We start from the raw sequence: 15,301 nt of genomic DNA, 5'->3' as shown, positions 1-15,301 counted from the left end.
CCATCCTTCTTATTATTTAAAGCTCCGATAATTCTATCTCTTCCAAACTTTCGACCAGTCTATCCGCATTTGGCAGGTTGCTTTTCGTTCCTACACCAATCGCCAGCATCCCAGCGTGTTTAGCAGCGGCGATTCCCGCTTTGGCATCTTCGAACACCATGCACTGGCCAGCAGGAATCCCTAGTTTCTTTGCACCCAATAAAAATACTTCCGGATCAGGCTTCGCCCTTGAAACATCATTTCCATCTACGATCGCATCAAAATAGTGCCGCAGCCCTGTCTTCTTTAAAATAATTCCTGAATTTTTACTCGCGGACCCGAGGGCAATTTTTATATTTTTATGCTTCAATTGTTTTAACAGCTCAACCACACCAGGTAAAATCTCAGTTTCATCCATTTGCTCAATATAGTGAACATACACCTTATTTTTTTGTTCCATAAAGTGTTCGCGTTCCTTTTCTGTATAGTGCTTGTTTCCCAATGATAGCAGGATATCTAAAGACTTGACTCTAGACACCCCTTTTAATCGCTCATTGTCTTCTGCTGAAAAAGGAATCGTTAGTTGCTCCGCTAATTGTTTCCACGCTAAATAATGGTATCTTGCAGTATCAACTAAAACACCATCAAGATCGAAAATAGCTCCATGATAGTTAGTCAAAAGATTGGCTCCTTGCTTTTTTGATTAAACGAGCAACATTCAAGCCCGTTCTTTGTAAATTTACTTCGGCCTTTTCTAATGCCTCATCCAAGCTGGCTGGCTGACCAATAATTGGAAAGCAGGCGGTGATTCCGTAGTCAGAAAAATCAAGCACCTGCTGGTCAACACTGCCGCAGATCGCGATCACGGTAGAGGTTTCCGGTGCACGTTGAGCGATCCCCACAGGGGCTTTTCCCGCCATGCTTTGCTGATCCATTTTCCCTTCTCCAACAATAATCAGATCGGCAGCCTCAGCACGCTGATCAAACGCCAGTACGTCTAAAACAAAATCAATCCCGTGAATGATTTTTCCTTTAGCAAAACCGGCAATACTCGCTGCTAAGCCGCCGCCCGCTCCACTTCCCGGAACATCAGGCAGCTTTTCATCGACCAAATCATAGACCTGTCGTAGCGCCTGGTCTGTTGTGGCCAATTCCTCTGATTTCAGCCCCTTCTGAGGGCCAAAAACATAGCTTGCGCCTGCCTCTCCGCATAAAACATTTTTTACATCCGTCACTGCGTAAATCTCTGTTGTCAGCATAGGGACATTTGAATCATCGATCCTCGCGATTTTAGCTAGGCTCCGACCATTTGGCTGTAGCAAATGGCCTGCTTTATCATAAAATCGATAGCCCAATCCAGCTGCGAACCCGATTCCGCCATCCACAGTCGCACTGCCGCCAATTCCGATATAGATTTTTTTAATCCCCATCGTCTGCAGCTGAAGGACCAGCTCTCCTAATCCAACCGTCAAGAAATCCAGCGGTCGTCTTTGTTCCTCGGAAAACATGGGCAATCCAACCAAATCGGCCATTTCAAAAAAGGCTTGCTCCTGAAAGTGCATGTATCTCATTGAAAAGGGCTGGCCATCCCAGCCGCTGACCGTTTGCCACTCTTCTTTCATCGTGACATTTTGCGATAATGCATCGAGTGTGCCTTCCCCTCCATCGCCAACTGGTAATAACTCGATCTGCGCTGATGGAAAAACCTGACTAAAACTTTCCCCTAAGATCCATGCCACTTTTTCAGCAGAAAGGCTGCTCTTGAACGAATCTGGCATCATCAAAATTTTCATTGTTTTACTTTCTGCTCCATTCTAGTTTTTCTTCCAATGAATAAGTCGCTCCCTCGATCACAATCGGCAATTTCTTTTTCGTTTTCTTCGTTAACACAAGCGTATCTTGCGTTAAATCAATAGCCATATTTTCACCTTTCCAATGGAACTGGAATGACATCCGCTTCCAAGCCTTTGGCAGCTGCGGATTGATTTCCAATACTTTATTTTTGGTGATTCCTGCAAAACCAAAAATAGCTGCGAGCCAAACTGCGCCTAATGCAGCGCCATGAATGCCTTCATCACTCGTATGGGGCAAATCGTTCAAGTCGATTTTGCAGGCGGCTTGAAACATTTCATAAGCCCACTCCGCCTCGTGGATTCGTGCCGCAACGATCGCATGGATCGCCTTGCTCAAGGAGGAATCATGAATCGTTCGATCCTCATAATAGTAAAGATTTTGCTTGATCGTCGCAAAATCAAATACATAGGGCTGTAAATAAAACAGCATCACCAGATCCGCTTGCTTCAAAATCTGCTGATCAATCACTTCTTGACGCGAATAATCGCTAAGGATCAGTTGATTCCCGGCTTGCTCCTTGTATGTTGATAGATCAATCACTGGTTTGCTCAAAAATGTATCATCCTGCGGAATCAACCCCTCCGCATTTATATTCGGTAAATACAGGTGCTCGAGAAAATATTCAAACTGTTGATGCAGCTTTGGATCACCCACCTGCTGCTCCAAAGCGGACCGCACGTTATGAGCTGCTAAATAATTGGTGTACGCATTATTATCCACATGCTCCGTATATTCATCTGGACCAATCACATCATGAATCTCGATCCGACCATTTACCTCTACACCGCGACTTAGCCAAAAAAGGGCGGTTTCTTTCAACAATTCCTTCCCGTACTGATCCATAAATTCTTGATCAGCGGTCGCTTGATAGAGATCCATCACAGCATACGCGATATCCGCGACGATATGATGCTCCGCTGCTGCCGAAGAAATGATCTGACGTTTGCCGGTGCGAATATTTATCGCTGCGTATTTAGGCGTCTCCTCGTAGCCCGTCAAGGCACTTTCCCAAGGAAACAATGCCCCTTGATAATCGTTTTGACGCGCCTTTTCTTTGGCTCCTGCCAGCCTAAAATAGCGATATTTCAATAAGCTTTTTGCGATCGCGGGTTTGTTATGCAGAAAGAAAGGAAGAATGAAAATCTCTGTGTCCCAGAAAACATGCCCCTTGTACCCTTCTCCAGTCAAGCCCTTAGCCGCCACACTAAACTGAGGATCGTCAGGCGTCATAATTTGCAGATGATAGCAAGAAAAATCTAGCGCTAGCTGGTCAAAAGCATTTTCACTGTCAATCACTACACGATGCGCCAACCAAAACTCGGCCCAAGATTCTTTTGCCGCCGCCGCAATTTCTTCATAAGTTATTTCCTGTTGCGCAGCCTTTTTTGCTGCCTTAAAGGGATCGTCGGTTTCTAAGCTAGAATAAACATAAACCACTTTCTCAAAGACAAAGGCATCCTTTCGTTGACAAGCTTCTTGGATGCTCGTTTGAATCTTTCTATTTTTTGCAGAAATAGCTCCTGATTTATTTAGCCGCATCGCTAATCCTAACGATAAATGACTCTCGATAGTCTCGTAATCAGCTACTAATACGCATTCATCATAGACACGCAGGTCCCGCTCAATTAAATGCTGGTTGCCGCCATTAGAAACCTGACCATCAATCCCTGCCTTGACTGAGAGAGTACAGTCCCTGCTTAATGGTTCAACAATCAGCTGAAAAGCGATCTGTTCTTTCTTTTTTTGACTGACTATTCGTTTATTAGTAATTTTGAACCAATCGCCCTGTTCTGTTTGCCACTTTAAGGAACGAACTAATTCACCTGTCGATAAATCTAAAAAACGCTGATAGTCTGTGATCTGAGGACTGTTTAGAGAAAAAATTTCTCCATTTATCCGTAATTCCAGTTCAGTGATATCAGGCAGATTCACTAACTCGGCGGTTTCTGTCCCAACTGTTTGGTCGAAGATTCCGCGAACGAAGAATCCCTGATCCTGATTCCGATACTTCTCCTCATGAACCGCCCGAACACCTAAATAGCCGTTGCCTGTGGTCATAAGTGTGGCTTCCTTATTGATCATTTCCTCATCAAATTGATTAAATTCTATTTTCATAGCTCTACTTTTCCACCTATTTCAGCCGATTGATATAATGCTTCGATCACTCTTTGAATAATGAACCCTTGTCTGCCATCTGCAATCATTGCATGAGGATCACCCGCAAGTTTACGGCAAAAATGATCTATACTTGTAAAATGATTATTGCTTTCTGTACTGGCGATTTCTTTGAGAATCTCAAGCTCACCTGCTTGATCCGTATAAATTTTTCCAGGATAGAGGTTCGCTCCAGCCTGATCACCGCAGAGCTGGACATCTAAAACTCTGTCGGACTGGATATTTAAAGCAAATGAGGTATTAAGACGAAGTATTCCGCCTGCTTCAAATTCTACTGTTCCAAACAAAGAGTCCTCCACTGTATATTTTTTTGGGTCCCAAGAACCAAGAGTACCCTGATTCTTCTTAGGCCCAATTTTTTGATATTGATAGGCTGAGACCGCCTTGATCGTTGGAAAATCCAACAGGTATAACGCTGTATCCAGCATGTGGATTCCATAGTCGATCAATGGTCCCCCGCCTTGTAATGCTTTATCAATAAAGTTGCCCCAGCCGGGAACCCCCGAACGTCTCAAGGCATTTGCTTCACTGTAATAAATATCTCCCAGCAAGGAAATATTTTCCTTCAGCATCTGAGCCTCTGGTGAATAGCGGTGTTGAAGATCATAGGCTAAAACGACGCCTTTTTCCTCCGCCCGCTTCCACATAGCTTGGGCCTCACCGCTAGTCATCGCTGGCGGCTTTTCGCAAAAAACAGAACAGCAAGCCTCCAACGCATGCATCACATTTTCATAATGAAACCGATTCGGCGTACAAATACTGACAATATCCGGCTGCACTTCTATCAGCATCTTTTCGATCGCAGTATACGCCTTCTGAAATTGATTTTTCTGGCAAAAAAGTTCTCCTCTTGCCAAATCTGGATCAACTACTGCTGCTAAATGAAATGCTTCGGGTTTTGTTTGATAGTATGCGGCATGGACTTTTTCTGCCACTTGGCCGGCACCGACAATCGCTACTTTTTTCATCTTTCGTTCCTTTCAAGAAAAGCATAGTTGAGGCTTCAACTATGCTTTTCTCATACATTCCTTCAAAAAGTTGATAGAATCTTGATAAACACTTGGAAGATCCTCGCCCCGTAAACGGCATTCGTATACTAAACAACCTTGATAGTTTAATTCTTTGATTGTTTTAAAGTGCTCGACAAAATCGATAGCTCCCGAACCCGGTTGATACCGATGATTGTCTGCTAAATGAATATGACCAACGTAATCCTTCTGCTCAATCAGGGCTTTTGAAATACTATCCTCTTCAATATTCATATGATAAAAATCAGCCGTGATCTCAACGTTCTTCAATTGATTTTCATCAATGTATTTACGCGCGTCGGCTAATAGGTTGATCATATGATCTTGATACCGATTCAATGGCTCCAGATATAGTTTTGTGCCCGTTTCAGCCGCGACTTTATCCAATTGGAGCAAAGAATCGCTGACTGCTTTAAAGTCGCCTGCTTGGCTTCTTGGAGAAACCATTGGCGGTAAGCGGTACGTAAACATCCCCCAAGCTGCGGGGACCACCATTCCTTTTCCGCCGACTTCAGCCAATGCCCGCAAAATTCCAGAAATTTGCTCGATTCCGCGTAAACGGCGCTCCTCGATGAAATCTCCGATCCAGCCGTCATAGCCATTACACGCCGTTTCAACTGTAATGCCCGTTTCCTTGATAGCTTCTTTAATTTCTTCTGTGTGCTCTAATAGCAGCTTTCCATCAATCTCGTAGGTTTCGAAGCCTAGCTCCTTAATAAAACGGAATTTTTCTTTGATAGACGTTGGGAAAAACGCTTGATCCTGTGTTCCAAATTTCATAACGAAATCTCCTTATTCGTAGTATTCTGGTGATTATGGTTTATAGTTCAACGCCCATTTTGACACTCAGTGAGGGCTCCTGATCAATATAACGCATATAGGCTTCCGCACTTTCAGCCATTGGGACAATTGGCGCAACGATCTCTGAACAATCCAAGTAGCCGCTCATCAATAAATCCCAGCAAGTATCTTCAATCCGTTTACGATCCCAGCGCGGGTACTCAGGATTGGGCTCACTTGATGCACGAGCAAAGACGATCTGCGCATTATTGAAGTGCGCCTCACGCCCAAAATTCAATCCTTCAGGAAACGGTTTGGCAAAGGCCACGTAAGAAATGATTCCACCATAAGCAAGACCACGAAGCGAGGCCTGCAGAGCACTGGCTGCACCGCTGGTTTCAATGACAGAGTCGACCCCTCGCTTATTGGTCAGCTCCTTCAATTTGAAGCCCACATCTTCTGTGATTGGGTTTAAACAATGACTCGCACCGAATTTTTCTGCTAAGCGGCAGCGTTCTTCGATTGGATCAATGGCAATTACTTTCGCGCCGGCATTCACCGCGATCTGAACTGCAATTAAGCCAATCGCTCCCAAGCCAAAAATCGCCACAAAATCACCTGCACGGACATTGGCCGCTCGTGTACCGCCCATCGCAAATTGGGCCGGATCATAGCATACGGCATTTTTCCAATTATCCAGGCTTGCCATCTTGCGCAACTTGTAATTATCGACACCTTTAGCAATGACTGTTTCCCGAATCGGACCGTACGTACAAACAATCTCTCCTAATTGATAGTCTGTCACGGCACTACCGATTTCTGCTATTTCTCCGACAACCATATTTCCTAATGGCAAATCACCGAATTCGATCCCGCGAGGACTACCTGCTTCACGAGGCATAAACATATTCCATTCAGAAGAAAACTCATCATCAATAAAAGGACTGATCCCTCTAAAATCGACGACCTCCGTGCCGGGTTTAGGAGAAGCAAATTTCACTTTGATCAAAACTTCGTCTGCTGAAATGGCTCTTTCTTCATATTCTTTTACTCCTGCGACTCTTGGTTCAAGTGCAACTAATTTTTTCATGTCTTTTCATCCTCTTTTTTTATTATCCTTTGACGCCGCCTTCAATGGCTCCGCCTTTAATAAAGCGCTCTGAAAGTGAGTACATAATCACTACCGGCAGCGCAGTAATCAACGAGGCCGCCATCATTCTGCCCCACACATAATCTGGCGTACTAAATAGTGTATTCAGCCCGATCGGCAGGGTAAACTTGTCTGTTGATGATAGGAAGATCGATGCAAATAGAAAATCATTCCATGAAACCATGAAGCAGTAAACGAAAACGGAAATAATCCCCGAAAAGGCTAAAGGTATCATGATTTGAATGATTATCTGAAAACGACTCAAGCCATCAATCATCGCCGCCTCTTCAATATCCTTTGGAATCGTTTCAAAATAGCTGCGCAGCATAAAAATAGCGGTCGGCAATGTTTGAACAACCATCGTGATGACTAAAGAGGTTCTTGTATCATACAACCCTAATGAAGAAATAATTTTGAACAGCGGAACGACAATCAAAATCCCAGAGAACATATAGACTGTATAGAAACTCGCATTGATTTTATTGCGTCCTTTAAAATTTAACCGAGCCAACGCGTAAGCCCCGCCGATCCCAATAATCACGGCAATGACTGATGCGAATAGAGAAATGATGAAGCTATTTTTGAAGTAGTCGACAAACGGAAAAATTTCCGGATTGAAAATGTCGACAAAATGCTCTGTTGTAAATTGACGAGGTAAAATCGTCGGAGTTGTTGATATTGCTTCACTGCTGCCTTTAAATGCCGTCATCAACATGATCCAAAATGGAAACAGGTTGATCGCTAAAAAGCAAATGACCATGGCATAAAAGAATATCCGTTTTGCTTTCTTATTTTTAGCCATTGTTTAGATTCACTCGCTTTCTTGAAATTAAAATCACGACGGCAATAATCACAAATAAAATCACCGAAATAGCCGAAGCCTTTCCTAAGTCATTAAAAGCAAAGGCCGTTTTATAAAGATACACCCCTAATATATCCACCTTATTCGTCAACAGATACACATCGGTGAACATATAGAACATCCAAATTGATCGCAAAACAATGACTGTCGCAAGAACCGGTTTGATGGCTGGCAGCGTAACGATTTTGAACTTCTGCCAAAAGTTTGCGCCATCGATATCCGCCGCCTCATACAAGCTTTTATCGACTGTTTGTAAAATCGCTAAGAGAGAAATGAACGCATAGGGATAGTATCGCCAGATCGCAAAAATCACCACCAAAGCAAAGCTGGAGCCTGGATTATCAAACCACAAGGGTGCTTCACTAAATAGATGCAGCTTATCCACTAAAAAATTATTGATAATTCCATACCCATTGTTAAACATGTATTTCCAAGCAAAGATCAATGAAATCGAAGGCGTAACATAACTCAAAATGATCAAAGAACGGACTAGCCCACGATATTTAAACTCACGGTTGAATGCGATCGCCACTGCCAATCCTAAAGCAGTACTTCCAAAAACAACCAGAATAGTATAGGCGATCGTCAAACCTAACGATTGATAAAACGCAGGATCTTTTAAAATATCCAAGTAATTATTTAAGCCAACAAAAGTAGCTTTTAGATTTGCGTTTAACGGCAAATCTAAAAAACTAATTTGAATGTTGGACAGCATCGGAAAGAAAACCAAAACAGCTAATAAAATCATGCTGGGTGCTAGTAACGCAATAGCAAATTTTGTATCAGCCTTTTTTGCTACATTCTTCATAGGCCACTCCTACTTTTCAATCGATTCTTGAGCAGTTTTTAAAGCTTTCTCCGGATCTTCTTTTCCTACAGTTGCACTATTGACTGCTTTGGAAATCGCACCAGAACTAGTGATATCACCCATTTTTGTAAAGTTTTTATCACCAACCAAACCAAACACCTGCACTTTATCAAATGAGCTGGCAATTTCTTTTGGAAGCTCGCCAAAAGCACTGATTACTTTATTTGATTGATAAGAAGAACTGTCTACCACTTGTTTATTAACCGGCTGAGCACCGCCAGGAGACATCAATACCCATTTTTCCATGTTTTTAGCCTCAGACAGATATTCAACAAATTTCTCAGAAGCTGCTTTTTGCTCTTTATCTAATCCAGCGGAAATCGTCAAACCAGAAACTGTTCCATAAACTGCCTCTTGCTTATTCGTCGGAATCGCAAAGCCGATATCATCCGCTTTTCCTTCTTCAAAAACGGAAGGCAAAATATACGTCGAGTAGATGGCCATTGGCGCTGAACCATTCATGAACGCGTCTTTAATCTCGGTAACGTCATTCGAACCTGGCATTGTGAATTGCGATAGTTCTTTATAGTATTTCAAAGCTTCGGTCATTTCCGGTGTGTTGATCGTCACTTTTCCTTTTTCATCTAAAACATTGGCCCCATTTGAGAGGGCAAATTGTGAAAATGCCTGCTCTGCCATCGTACTGTCCGCTGTCGGCATCGCGATCCCATATTTTTTATTCCCTGCATCATTGAAATGCTTAGCGATTTCTAAGACTGATGCCCAAGTGGTCGGCTCAGAAAATCCTGCTTCACTCAACGTTGCTTTGTTGTACCAGATTCCTTGAACCCATCCGCTGATCGGAGCTGCGATGTAGCCTGAACCATCCTCCGTCCGAACCAATTTCTTGGCACCGGCATAATAGTTGTCTTCACCGGCTTTTTTCATCACATTTCCAACAGCCTTTTGATCAATCAATTCGTCCTTGTCCATTACTTTCGCAAAATCCTGACTGACTTCAATAACTCCGGGAAGTTTATTTGAACGAGCAAGTGTAACAACTTTTGTATTGTAGGCATCTTCTTCAACAGGAATCTGCTTCACTTTGATCTCAGGATTTTCCTTTTCAAAATCAGCAACCAGCTTGTCGATTACTTTCAAGCGGTCCTGTTCAACCGAAGAATGCATAAATTCGATGGTTGTTTTCCCCTCATCCTTTGCACTTCCTCCACCACATGCCCCCAACGTCAGAGCAACCATTGCCAGTGCTGTACCAAAAATCATTTTTTTCGCTTTCATTCCACTATCTCCTTTTTCAATTTAATGTATGCTTTTTTTCCAAAACCACGAAGGATCGCTGCTCATTCGATGCTGCTAAATCACTCGTGTATTTTTTAAACTTTCTAGTTAAATAGCCCGCTGCCAATAAAATCTCCTGCAAAAAGTCAGCCTCACAGCTTTTTTAACCAAATAAAATCGTAAGGCTTCAAAGTAAGTGCTTCTTCGATCTGGCAGTCCGTTTTAGTTAATAAATTGATGTATGCTCCTGTCTCGAGTGAAATAGTCTGCGTCTGATTGCTCATATTGTGCAGCGCATAAACCTCTTCATTACGAACCAGTCCAAATGTGGCATCCGAGGTAGCAAGCACTCGCATTGTATGATTAGGATGGAAGGCTTCCTCCTCCCGCCGAAGCTGGATCAGTTCTTGCAGCTGATGGTAGACCAGATTGTTTAACGAGCCTGTCTCTGTCAAGCTGTGACGAATCTCTGACGCTTCGTATTTCTCCCGATTAATGGTGCGATTGGCGCCGGTACGCTCAACTCCCTCATAATAGTTCCGACCGCCTAAAATACTTTGAACATAAACAGCGGGTATCCCCACGATCGTCAATAGAATCGAATGAGCCAGCATGAAGCGTTTCACACGCAAGTCATCTTCATCCGCTTGATTGCTTAAGGCATCCATATAAGTGGTGTTGATCTCATAGGGGCTAAGAGAACCATCCGGATTTTGTTTGTAGTTGACTAAAGCGCCTTCTTTTTCTAAGTCAGCAACTAGGTTAAGAATTTCCTCTTCCGCGATAATCCCGCGAATCGGATTCATTCCGATCCCATCATGAGAGGCCAAGAAATTGAAAAAGCTGGTTTCTCGCGTCGGCGGCTGAACTTCACTTGCCCACTTCTGTAAATAGCTGGCGTTTCCGGTGCGAATCGCATGCAAGACCAAAGGCGGCAACGGAAACTGATAAACCATTTGTGCTTCGTTCGTGCCGTCTCCTAAGTAGCTGATATTTTCCTTGTGGGGCACATTCGTCTCAGTAATCAATACTGTTCCTGGTGCAACCTCATCAACGATACTTCGGAAAAGCTGAATGACTTGATGCGTTTCAGCAAGATGAATACTGCTGGTTCCAATTTTTTTCCATAAAAAGCCCACCGCATCCAGCCGTATGAAGTCTGCTCCCTGATCCACATAAAAGAGCAAGACATCGATCATTCTTAGCAGAACCTTTGGATTGGCAAAATTCAAGTCAATTTGATCGTCACTGAAGGTCGTCCAAATGTTTCGTGCCTTTCCAGCTTCATCAATAAACGCTGAAAGCAGTGGCGACGTTCGCGGTCTTGTGACCATACTTAAGTCTGTCGCAGGATCGACCTCAATAAAGAAGTCCTTATAAATGGCTTGGTTTTCTAAATAGCCTTTGAACCAGTTACTTTTCGCAGACATGTGGTTGCAAACAAAGTCAAACATCAAACGGGCTTCACGATTCATTGCCTGAATATCTGCCCAATCACCAAGCTCTGGATTTACCTGCTCATAATCAATCACTGAAAAGCCATCGTCTGAACTATATGGGAAAAAAGGCAGGAAATGCACGATCGGAAATGTATCTGAGAAAAATTTTTGATAGATTTCTTTGAAAGTCGTTAGCTTGGACTCCCCCTCTCGATAAAATTGATCGCCGTAAGTGATCAAAAAAACATCATCCTGATCCCATTGAGCCTTTCTAGTCCGAGAATTCTTATTTTTGTAGCTGTCAATTCTTTCAGTAATCGCTTGGTTCAAAAATGCCGCATCGGCTTGCTTTGGAACAATTTCCTGAATCAATTGTTCAATCAACAACAAAACTCCTTTCTGTGGGAGCGCTCCCATCTCACACCAAGATAATAGTATAGTAAGCGGTTTCTGTCAATTGTTTTTTTCGCGAATTTATCTGATTTTGTGGACAAATATCAAATAATCCAGTACTATTTAGCTGTGGTGGTACCGCTACCAGTGTTAGGAGGATTTTTTTGAAACCAACAATTTATGATATCGCGAACAAATCTGGCGTCTCCAAATCGACCGTTTCTCGCGTATTAAACAATCAGGAGAATATTTCACCAGAAGCGAAGGAAAAGGTTTTAGCAGCCATTAAAGAATTGAACTATATGCCGAGCAAGCTGGCTCGAGGTCTTACTGGCAATGGCTTTGACGCGATTTTAACCCTTTCTCACCGCTCAGTTAGCTCAACAAGCGGAAACCCGTTCTTTTCCGATGTTATTCAATCAATTTCAGCTGTAACAGAGAAACATGATTTTGATTTGATTTTGCAGACCTCTAAAAATAATCAGGAAGAGGCTCAAAAAATTAAAAATAAGCTGAATGAGAAGCTGATTCGCGGCATTATCATACTGAGTGCCTCTCAAGATGAACAATACTTAGAGGAATTGGATGCCCTGCAAATACCGATCGTCATCATTGGGAAGCTGGAAAAGGAATACGAGTATATCTACTCAGTCGATACGGATAACTATAGTGACAGCTACAAAATGATCCAAACATTGATCGATCTGGGACATAAGGAGATCGCTTGCCTGCACGCACCGCTGGATATTCATGTATCAGCTGATCGGGTAAACGGCTATCGCAAAGCTCTGTTCGATAACTATCTGGATATAAAAAATGAATGGATCATCGATGGCGGCTATGTACTTGAAGAGTCCATTCAGGCTGCCAAAAAATTATTTAGCGACAAACAGTTGCCTACTGCTATATTTGCTACAGATGCCCTAAAAGCCTTGAGCCTTTTCCAAGTCATTGAAAAAGAAGGCTATAAAATTCCGGATAATTTTTCCTTGATCGCCTTTAATGATGAGTCCTATTCTGCCTTTTTCACCCCGCGTCTTTCAGGAATCAATGTGCCCACAAATATTTTAGGTACAAAAGCCACCGAGCTGCTTTTCAAACTGATCGATGGTGAGAAGGATCTGCCAAAGAAAATCATCATACCCACAGAGTTGAATCTAACAAACTCTGTCTCAAAAAAATAACTGAACAAGCTATATGGGTTTTCCTAAAAATGAAAAGCCCCTAACCAACCTGTGACGCAGGGCTGGTTAGGGGCTTTGTTCGTTTTCTATTTTCGTCGGCAATAATCAACATAGCCGAAAGCGAAGGCTTCAATCAATAAGAAAAAGGAAGAAGAGGTTTGCAGCCACCAGTCGGTCGGATTGGGACTGCGGCTGCTTGAGGCGTAAAGTGAATAATCAGATCTGCCTGACAGCAAATTATTCTGCATATTCGTAATTGAAACAATCGTTGAACGGTAGGTCGAAAGGACATTCAGCACATTAAAAAGATGCTGGTTTTCACCTGACAACGACAACACAAAAATCAGGTCGTCCGCTGTGATATTCTCCATGATCCGCTTGAATTCATTGGATTGTGAAGAGGCAGGAATCATTTGGGCCGGCTTCCCAATCAGCAACAATAAGCGCTGTAGTTCCGCTGCTTGATTTTGCTGCGTGACACCGGTGCCCAACAAATAAACATTGCGGCTGTTTTCAAGCGCACGATAAATCGTTTCCCAATTATTATCTTCCAAATATTTGATCGTTCGTTCGGCATCAGAAAAGATTCTTTTTTTGAAGGTGGTTTCTTTTCCCCCGTCACCAGGATTATTTTGCCATTTCAAAAAATTGCGCAGCTCGCTGAACCCCGTAAACCCTAGCTTTTGTGTAAAGCGAATCACTGACGACTTTGATGAGTGACAAATCTTCGCAAAATCATTGGTCCCCATCGTAGTCATTTCTTTCGGATGCGCGTTGATATATTTAACCATTTGGATATCTACTTCATTTAACGTGTCATAGTGCTGATTAACAATATCAGAAAAAAGCATCTTCAGCCCCTCCTATCGTTTAGTCTTATTTTACCCTACAGAAAAACGAATTCAACTTCCTCCAATATCTAGGATAAGAAAAAAGTATTAATGATCGTTTCCAATCATTAATACTTTCGTTGGCAGAAGTTAGTTCAATTCTGGCCACCAGTCACCGTTTGCTTCAATCATTTCATCTAGGATTTGTTTAGCGACTGCTGCTGAAGGAACCGTCTTGGACAGCGTCATTGCCTGCCATAATTTTTGATACGATTTTTCTTCAAACGCGTCGACCACTAATTTTTCGACAGCAACCTGCTGCTCGATCATTCCTTTTTGGAAATGCGGAATTTTACCCATACATAACGGTTCATAGCCGCGCTTGCTGACAATACAAGGAACCTCAACCATCGCATCATCATCCAAATTAGCGATTGCTCCTTCATTTTTGACGATCAGCAGCATCCGTTCATACGTATTATAGGCTAAGGCACCAGCCAATTGAACGATAAACTCCGCGTGTTCGCCAGCTTCGATCGTCGTATCCTCTGCCGTTTGAGCCGCCGCGATCCGTTCGCATTCAGCGAAGACATTTTTCTCGCGGTTATCCATTACCTCATTCGCCCGAGTATAATTAGGATCTGCGTGGGCCACAACGTAGTCAGGATATAGGTAATATTTTAGATACGTATTTGGCACTGTTGTTGGATCGACCGCATAAACATCTTTTACCTTCTGGAAAGTATCCATCCAGCTAGTTTCTTCCAATAACGGATTGCCTTCGCCTTCCGCTGCAGCGTATCCATATTTAGCCACATGCTCTTTTAATTTTGGCATTAAATCATTGCCTTGCTTATCCGTCATTTCCGTCCACCAGCCAAAGTGATTCAATCCATAATACCGATCAACAATGTCACTTTCGCTTTCTAACCCAACAATATCAGCGATGGATTTTTTGATCGCGACAGGCATATCGCAAATATTGATGATTTTGGCATTTGGCCGCATTCTTCGTGTCGCTTCCGCTACGATTGCCGCTGGATTGGAATAATTAAGCATCCAAGCATCCGGTGAATATTTCTCCATATAGTCGATTAATTCCACCACTCCTGGAATAGAGCGCATGCCATACGCCATTCCGCCAGGGCCGCAGGTTTCCTGACCTAAAACACCGTATTTCAATGGGATTTTTTCGTCTTTTTCACGCATAGCTAATCCGCCGACGCGAATATGCGCCATCACGAAATCAATATCGGTAAATGCCTCTTCGGGATCCGTCGTTGCCAGAAATTCAATCTCTGGTGCCCGTTCTTTGACGATCACCTCGCAAGCCTTTGCGACAATATCCTGACGCTCTTTATCATTATCGTAAAATTTCAGCTTGCGCAAAGGGAACTTATCCTGATTTTCAATCAGCATCATGACGATTCCCGCAGTATAGGTACTGCCTCCTCCTGCTATTACAACTGACTGTTTTTCCAACTTCATCCTAATCTTCCTTTCAGTTTCAAGTTTCTAAA

Annotated in this window: 14 protein-coding genes; 1 reads left to right on the top strand and 13 read right to left on the bottom strand. The window is 42.9% G+C overall.

Features of this window, described 5'->3' with window-relative positions:
• Window positions 1–16: 16 nt before the first annotated feature.
• From pgmB to JZO85_RS13065, 11 genes are read right to left on the bottom strand one after another with little or no spacing between them, the layout of a single operon-like run.
• On the bottom strand, window positions 17–658 hold the full coding sequence (pgmB, locus tag JZO85_RS13110) for a beta-phosphoglucomutase (protein ID WP_207108996.1): 642 nt from the start codon (window positions 656–658) through the stop codon (window positions 17–19).
• Window positions 651–1,772 (bottom strand): glycerate kinase, encoded by a 1,122-nt coding sequence (locus JZO85_RS13105; protein ID WP_207108995.1) that lies wholly within the window; start codon window positions 1,770–1,772, stop codon window positions 651–653. The genes pgmB and JZO85_RS13105 overlap by 8 nt, the downstream gene beginning before the upstream one ends.
• 4 nt (window positions 1,773–1,776) lie before the next feature.
• The gene (locus JZO85_RS13100) at window positions 1,777–3,948 is read right to left on the bottom strand and encodes a glycoside hydrolase family 65 protein (protein ID WP_207108994.1); all 2,172 of its coding nucleotides are present in this window, start codon (window positions 3,946–3,948) and stop codon (window positions 1,777–1,779) included.
• The gene (locus JZO85_RS13095) at window positions 3,945–4,976 is read right to left on the bottom strand and encodes a Gfo/Idh/MocA family protein (RefSeq protein WP_207108993.1); all 1,032 of its coding nucleotides are present in this window, start codon (window positions 4,974–4,976) and stop codon (window positions 3,945–3,947) included. Before JZO85_RS13095 ends, JZO85_RS13100 begins: the two co-directional genes overlap by 4 nt.
• Before the next feature lie 39 nt (window positions 4,977–5,015).
• Entirely contained in the window at window positions 5,016–5,816 is an 801-nt protein-coding gene (locus JZO85_RS13090) for a sugar phosphate isomerase/epimerase family protein (RefSeq protein WP_207108992.1), read from the bottom strand.
• Between the two features lie 40 nt (window positions 5,817–5,856).
• Window positions 5,857–6,906, bottom strand: coding sequence for a zinc-dependent alcohol dehydrogenase (locus tag JZO85_RS13085; protein WP_207108991.1), 1,050 nt, complete (start codon window positions 6,904–6,906; stop codon window positions 5,857–5,859).
• Between the two features lie 22 nt (window positions 6,907–6,928).
• On the bottom strand, window positions 6,929–7,768 hold the full coding sequence (locus JZO85_RS13080) for a carbohydrate ABC transporter permease (protein ID WP_207108990.1): 840 nt from the start codon (window positions 7,766–7,768) through the stop codon (window positions 6,929–6,931).
• Entirely contained in the window at window positions 7,761–8,636 is an 876-nt protein-coding gene (locus JZO85_RS13075) for a carbohydrate ABC transporter permease (protein WP_207108989.1), read from the bottom strand. Before JZO85_RS13075 ends, JZO85_RS13080 begins: the two co-directional genes overlap by 8 nt.
• Before the next feature lie 9 nt (window positions 8,637–8,645).
• Window positions 8,646–9,935 (bottom strand): ABC transporter substrate-binding protein, encoded by a 1,290-nt coding sequence (locus JZO85_RS13070; RefSeq protein WP_207108988.1) that lies wholly within the window; start codon window positions 9,933–9,935, stop codon window positions 8,646–8,648.
• A gap of 16 nt (window positions 9,936–9,951) precedes the next feature.
• The gene (locus tag JZO85_RS23330; RefSeq protein WP_277988939.1) at window positions 9,952–10,077 is read right to left on the bottom strand and encodes a hypothetical protein; all 126 of its coding nucleotides are present in this window, start codon (window positions 10,075–10,077) and stop codon (window positions 9,952–9,954) included.
• Between the two features lie 10 nt (window positions 10,078–10,087).
• On the bottom strand, window positions 10,088–11,758 hold the full coding sequence (locus JZO85_RS13065; RefSeq protein WP_207108987.1) for a sugar phosphorylase: 1,671 nt from the start codon (window positions 11,756–11,758) through the stop codon (window positions 10,088–10,090).
• Between the two features lie 173 nt (window positions 11,759–11,931).
• On the opposite strand from JZO85_RS13065, the gene JZO85_RS13060 reads away from it, so the two are divergent.
• Window positions 11,932–12,951, top strand: a complete 1,020-nt coding sequence (locus JZO85_RS13060) for a LacI family DNA-binding transcriptional regulator (RefSeq protein WP_207108986.1) — start codon at window positions 11,932–11,934, stop codon at window positions 12,949–12,951.
• An 86-nt stretch (window positions 12,952–13,037) separates the two neighbouring features.
• On the opposite strand, the gene JZO85_RS13055 is transcribed toward JZO85_RS13060, so the two are convergent.
• Both JZO85_RS13055 and JZO85_RS13050 read right to left on the bottom strand, forming a co-directional pair.
• Window positions 13,038–13,802: a MurR/RpiR family transcriptional regulator gene (locus JZO85_RS13055; RefSeq protein ID WP_207108985.1), complete on the bottom strand. Its 765-nt coding sequence runs from the start codon at window positions 13,800–13,802 to the stop codon at window positions 13,038–13,040.
• 129 nt (window positions 13,803–13,931) lie between these two features.
• On the bottom strand, window positions 13,932–15,269 hold the full coding sequence (locus JZO85_RS13050) for a 6-phospho-alpha-glucosidase (protein WP_207108983.1): 1,338 nt from the start codon (window positions 15,267–15,269) through the stop codon (window positions 13,932–13,934).
• Window positions 15,270–15,301 lie beyond the last annotated feature (32 nt).

Source organism: Candidatus Enterococcus murrayae (assembly GCF_017315985.1).
GTDB lineage: Bacteria > Bacillota > Bacilli > Lactobacillales > Enterococcaceae > Enterococcus_A > Enterococcus_A murrayae.
This window is presented reverse-complemented; position numbering and strand designations above follow the sequence as displayed.

Coding starts and splice junctions, on each gene's coding strand:
- JZO85_RS13105 (WP_207108995.1), bottom strand. CDS start 1,772: ATGAAAATTTTGATGATGCCAGATTCGTTCAAGAGCAGCCTTTCTGCT.
- JZO85_RS13100 (WP_207108994.1), bottom strand. CDS start 3,948: ATGAAAATAGAATTTAATCAATTTGATGAGGAAATGATCAATAAGGAA.
- JZO85_RS13095 (WP_207108993.1), bottom strand. CDS start 4,976: ATGAAAAAAGTAGCGATTGTCGGTGCCGGCCAAGTGGCAGAAAAAGTC.
- JZO85_RS13090 (WP_207108992.1), bottom strand. CDS start 5,816: ATGAAATTTGGAACACAGGATCAAGCGTTTTTCCCAACGTCTATCAAA.
- JZO85_RS13085 (WP_207108991.1), bottom strand. CDS start 6,906: ATGAAAAAATTAGTTGCACTTGAACCAAGAGTCGCAGGAGTAAAAGAA.
- JZO85_RS13080 (WP_207108990.1), bottom strand. CDS start 7,768: ATGGCTAAAAATAAGAAAGCAAAACGGATATTCTTTTATGCCATGGTC.
- JZO85_RS13075 (WP_207108989.1), bottom strand. CDS start 8,636: ATGAAGAATGTAGCAAAAAAGGCTGATACAAAATTTGCTATTGCGTTA.
- JZO85_RS13070 (WP_207108988.1), bottom strand. CDS start 9,935: ATGAAAGCGAAAAAAATGATTTTTGGTACAGCACTGGCAATGGTTGCT.
- JZO85_RS13055 (WP_207108985.1), bottom strand. CDS start 13,802: ATGCTTTTTTCTGATATTGTTAATCAGCACTATGACACGTTAAATGAA.
- JZO85_RS13050 (WP_207108983.1), bottom strand. CDS start 15,269: ATGAAGTTGGAAAAACAGTCAGTTGTAATAGCAGGAGGAGGCAGTACC.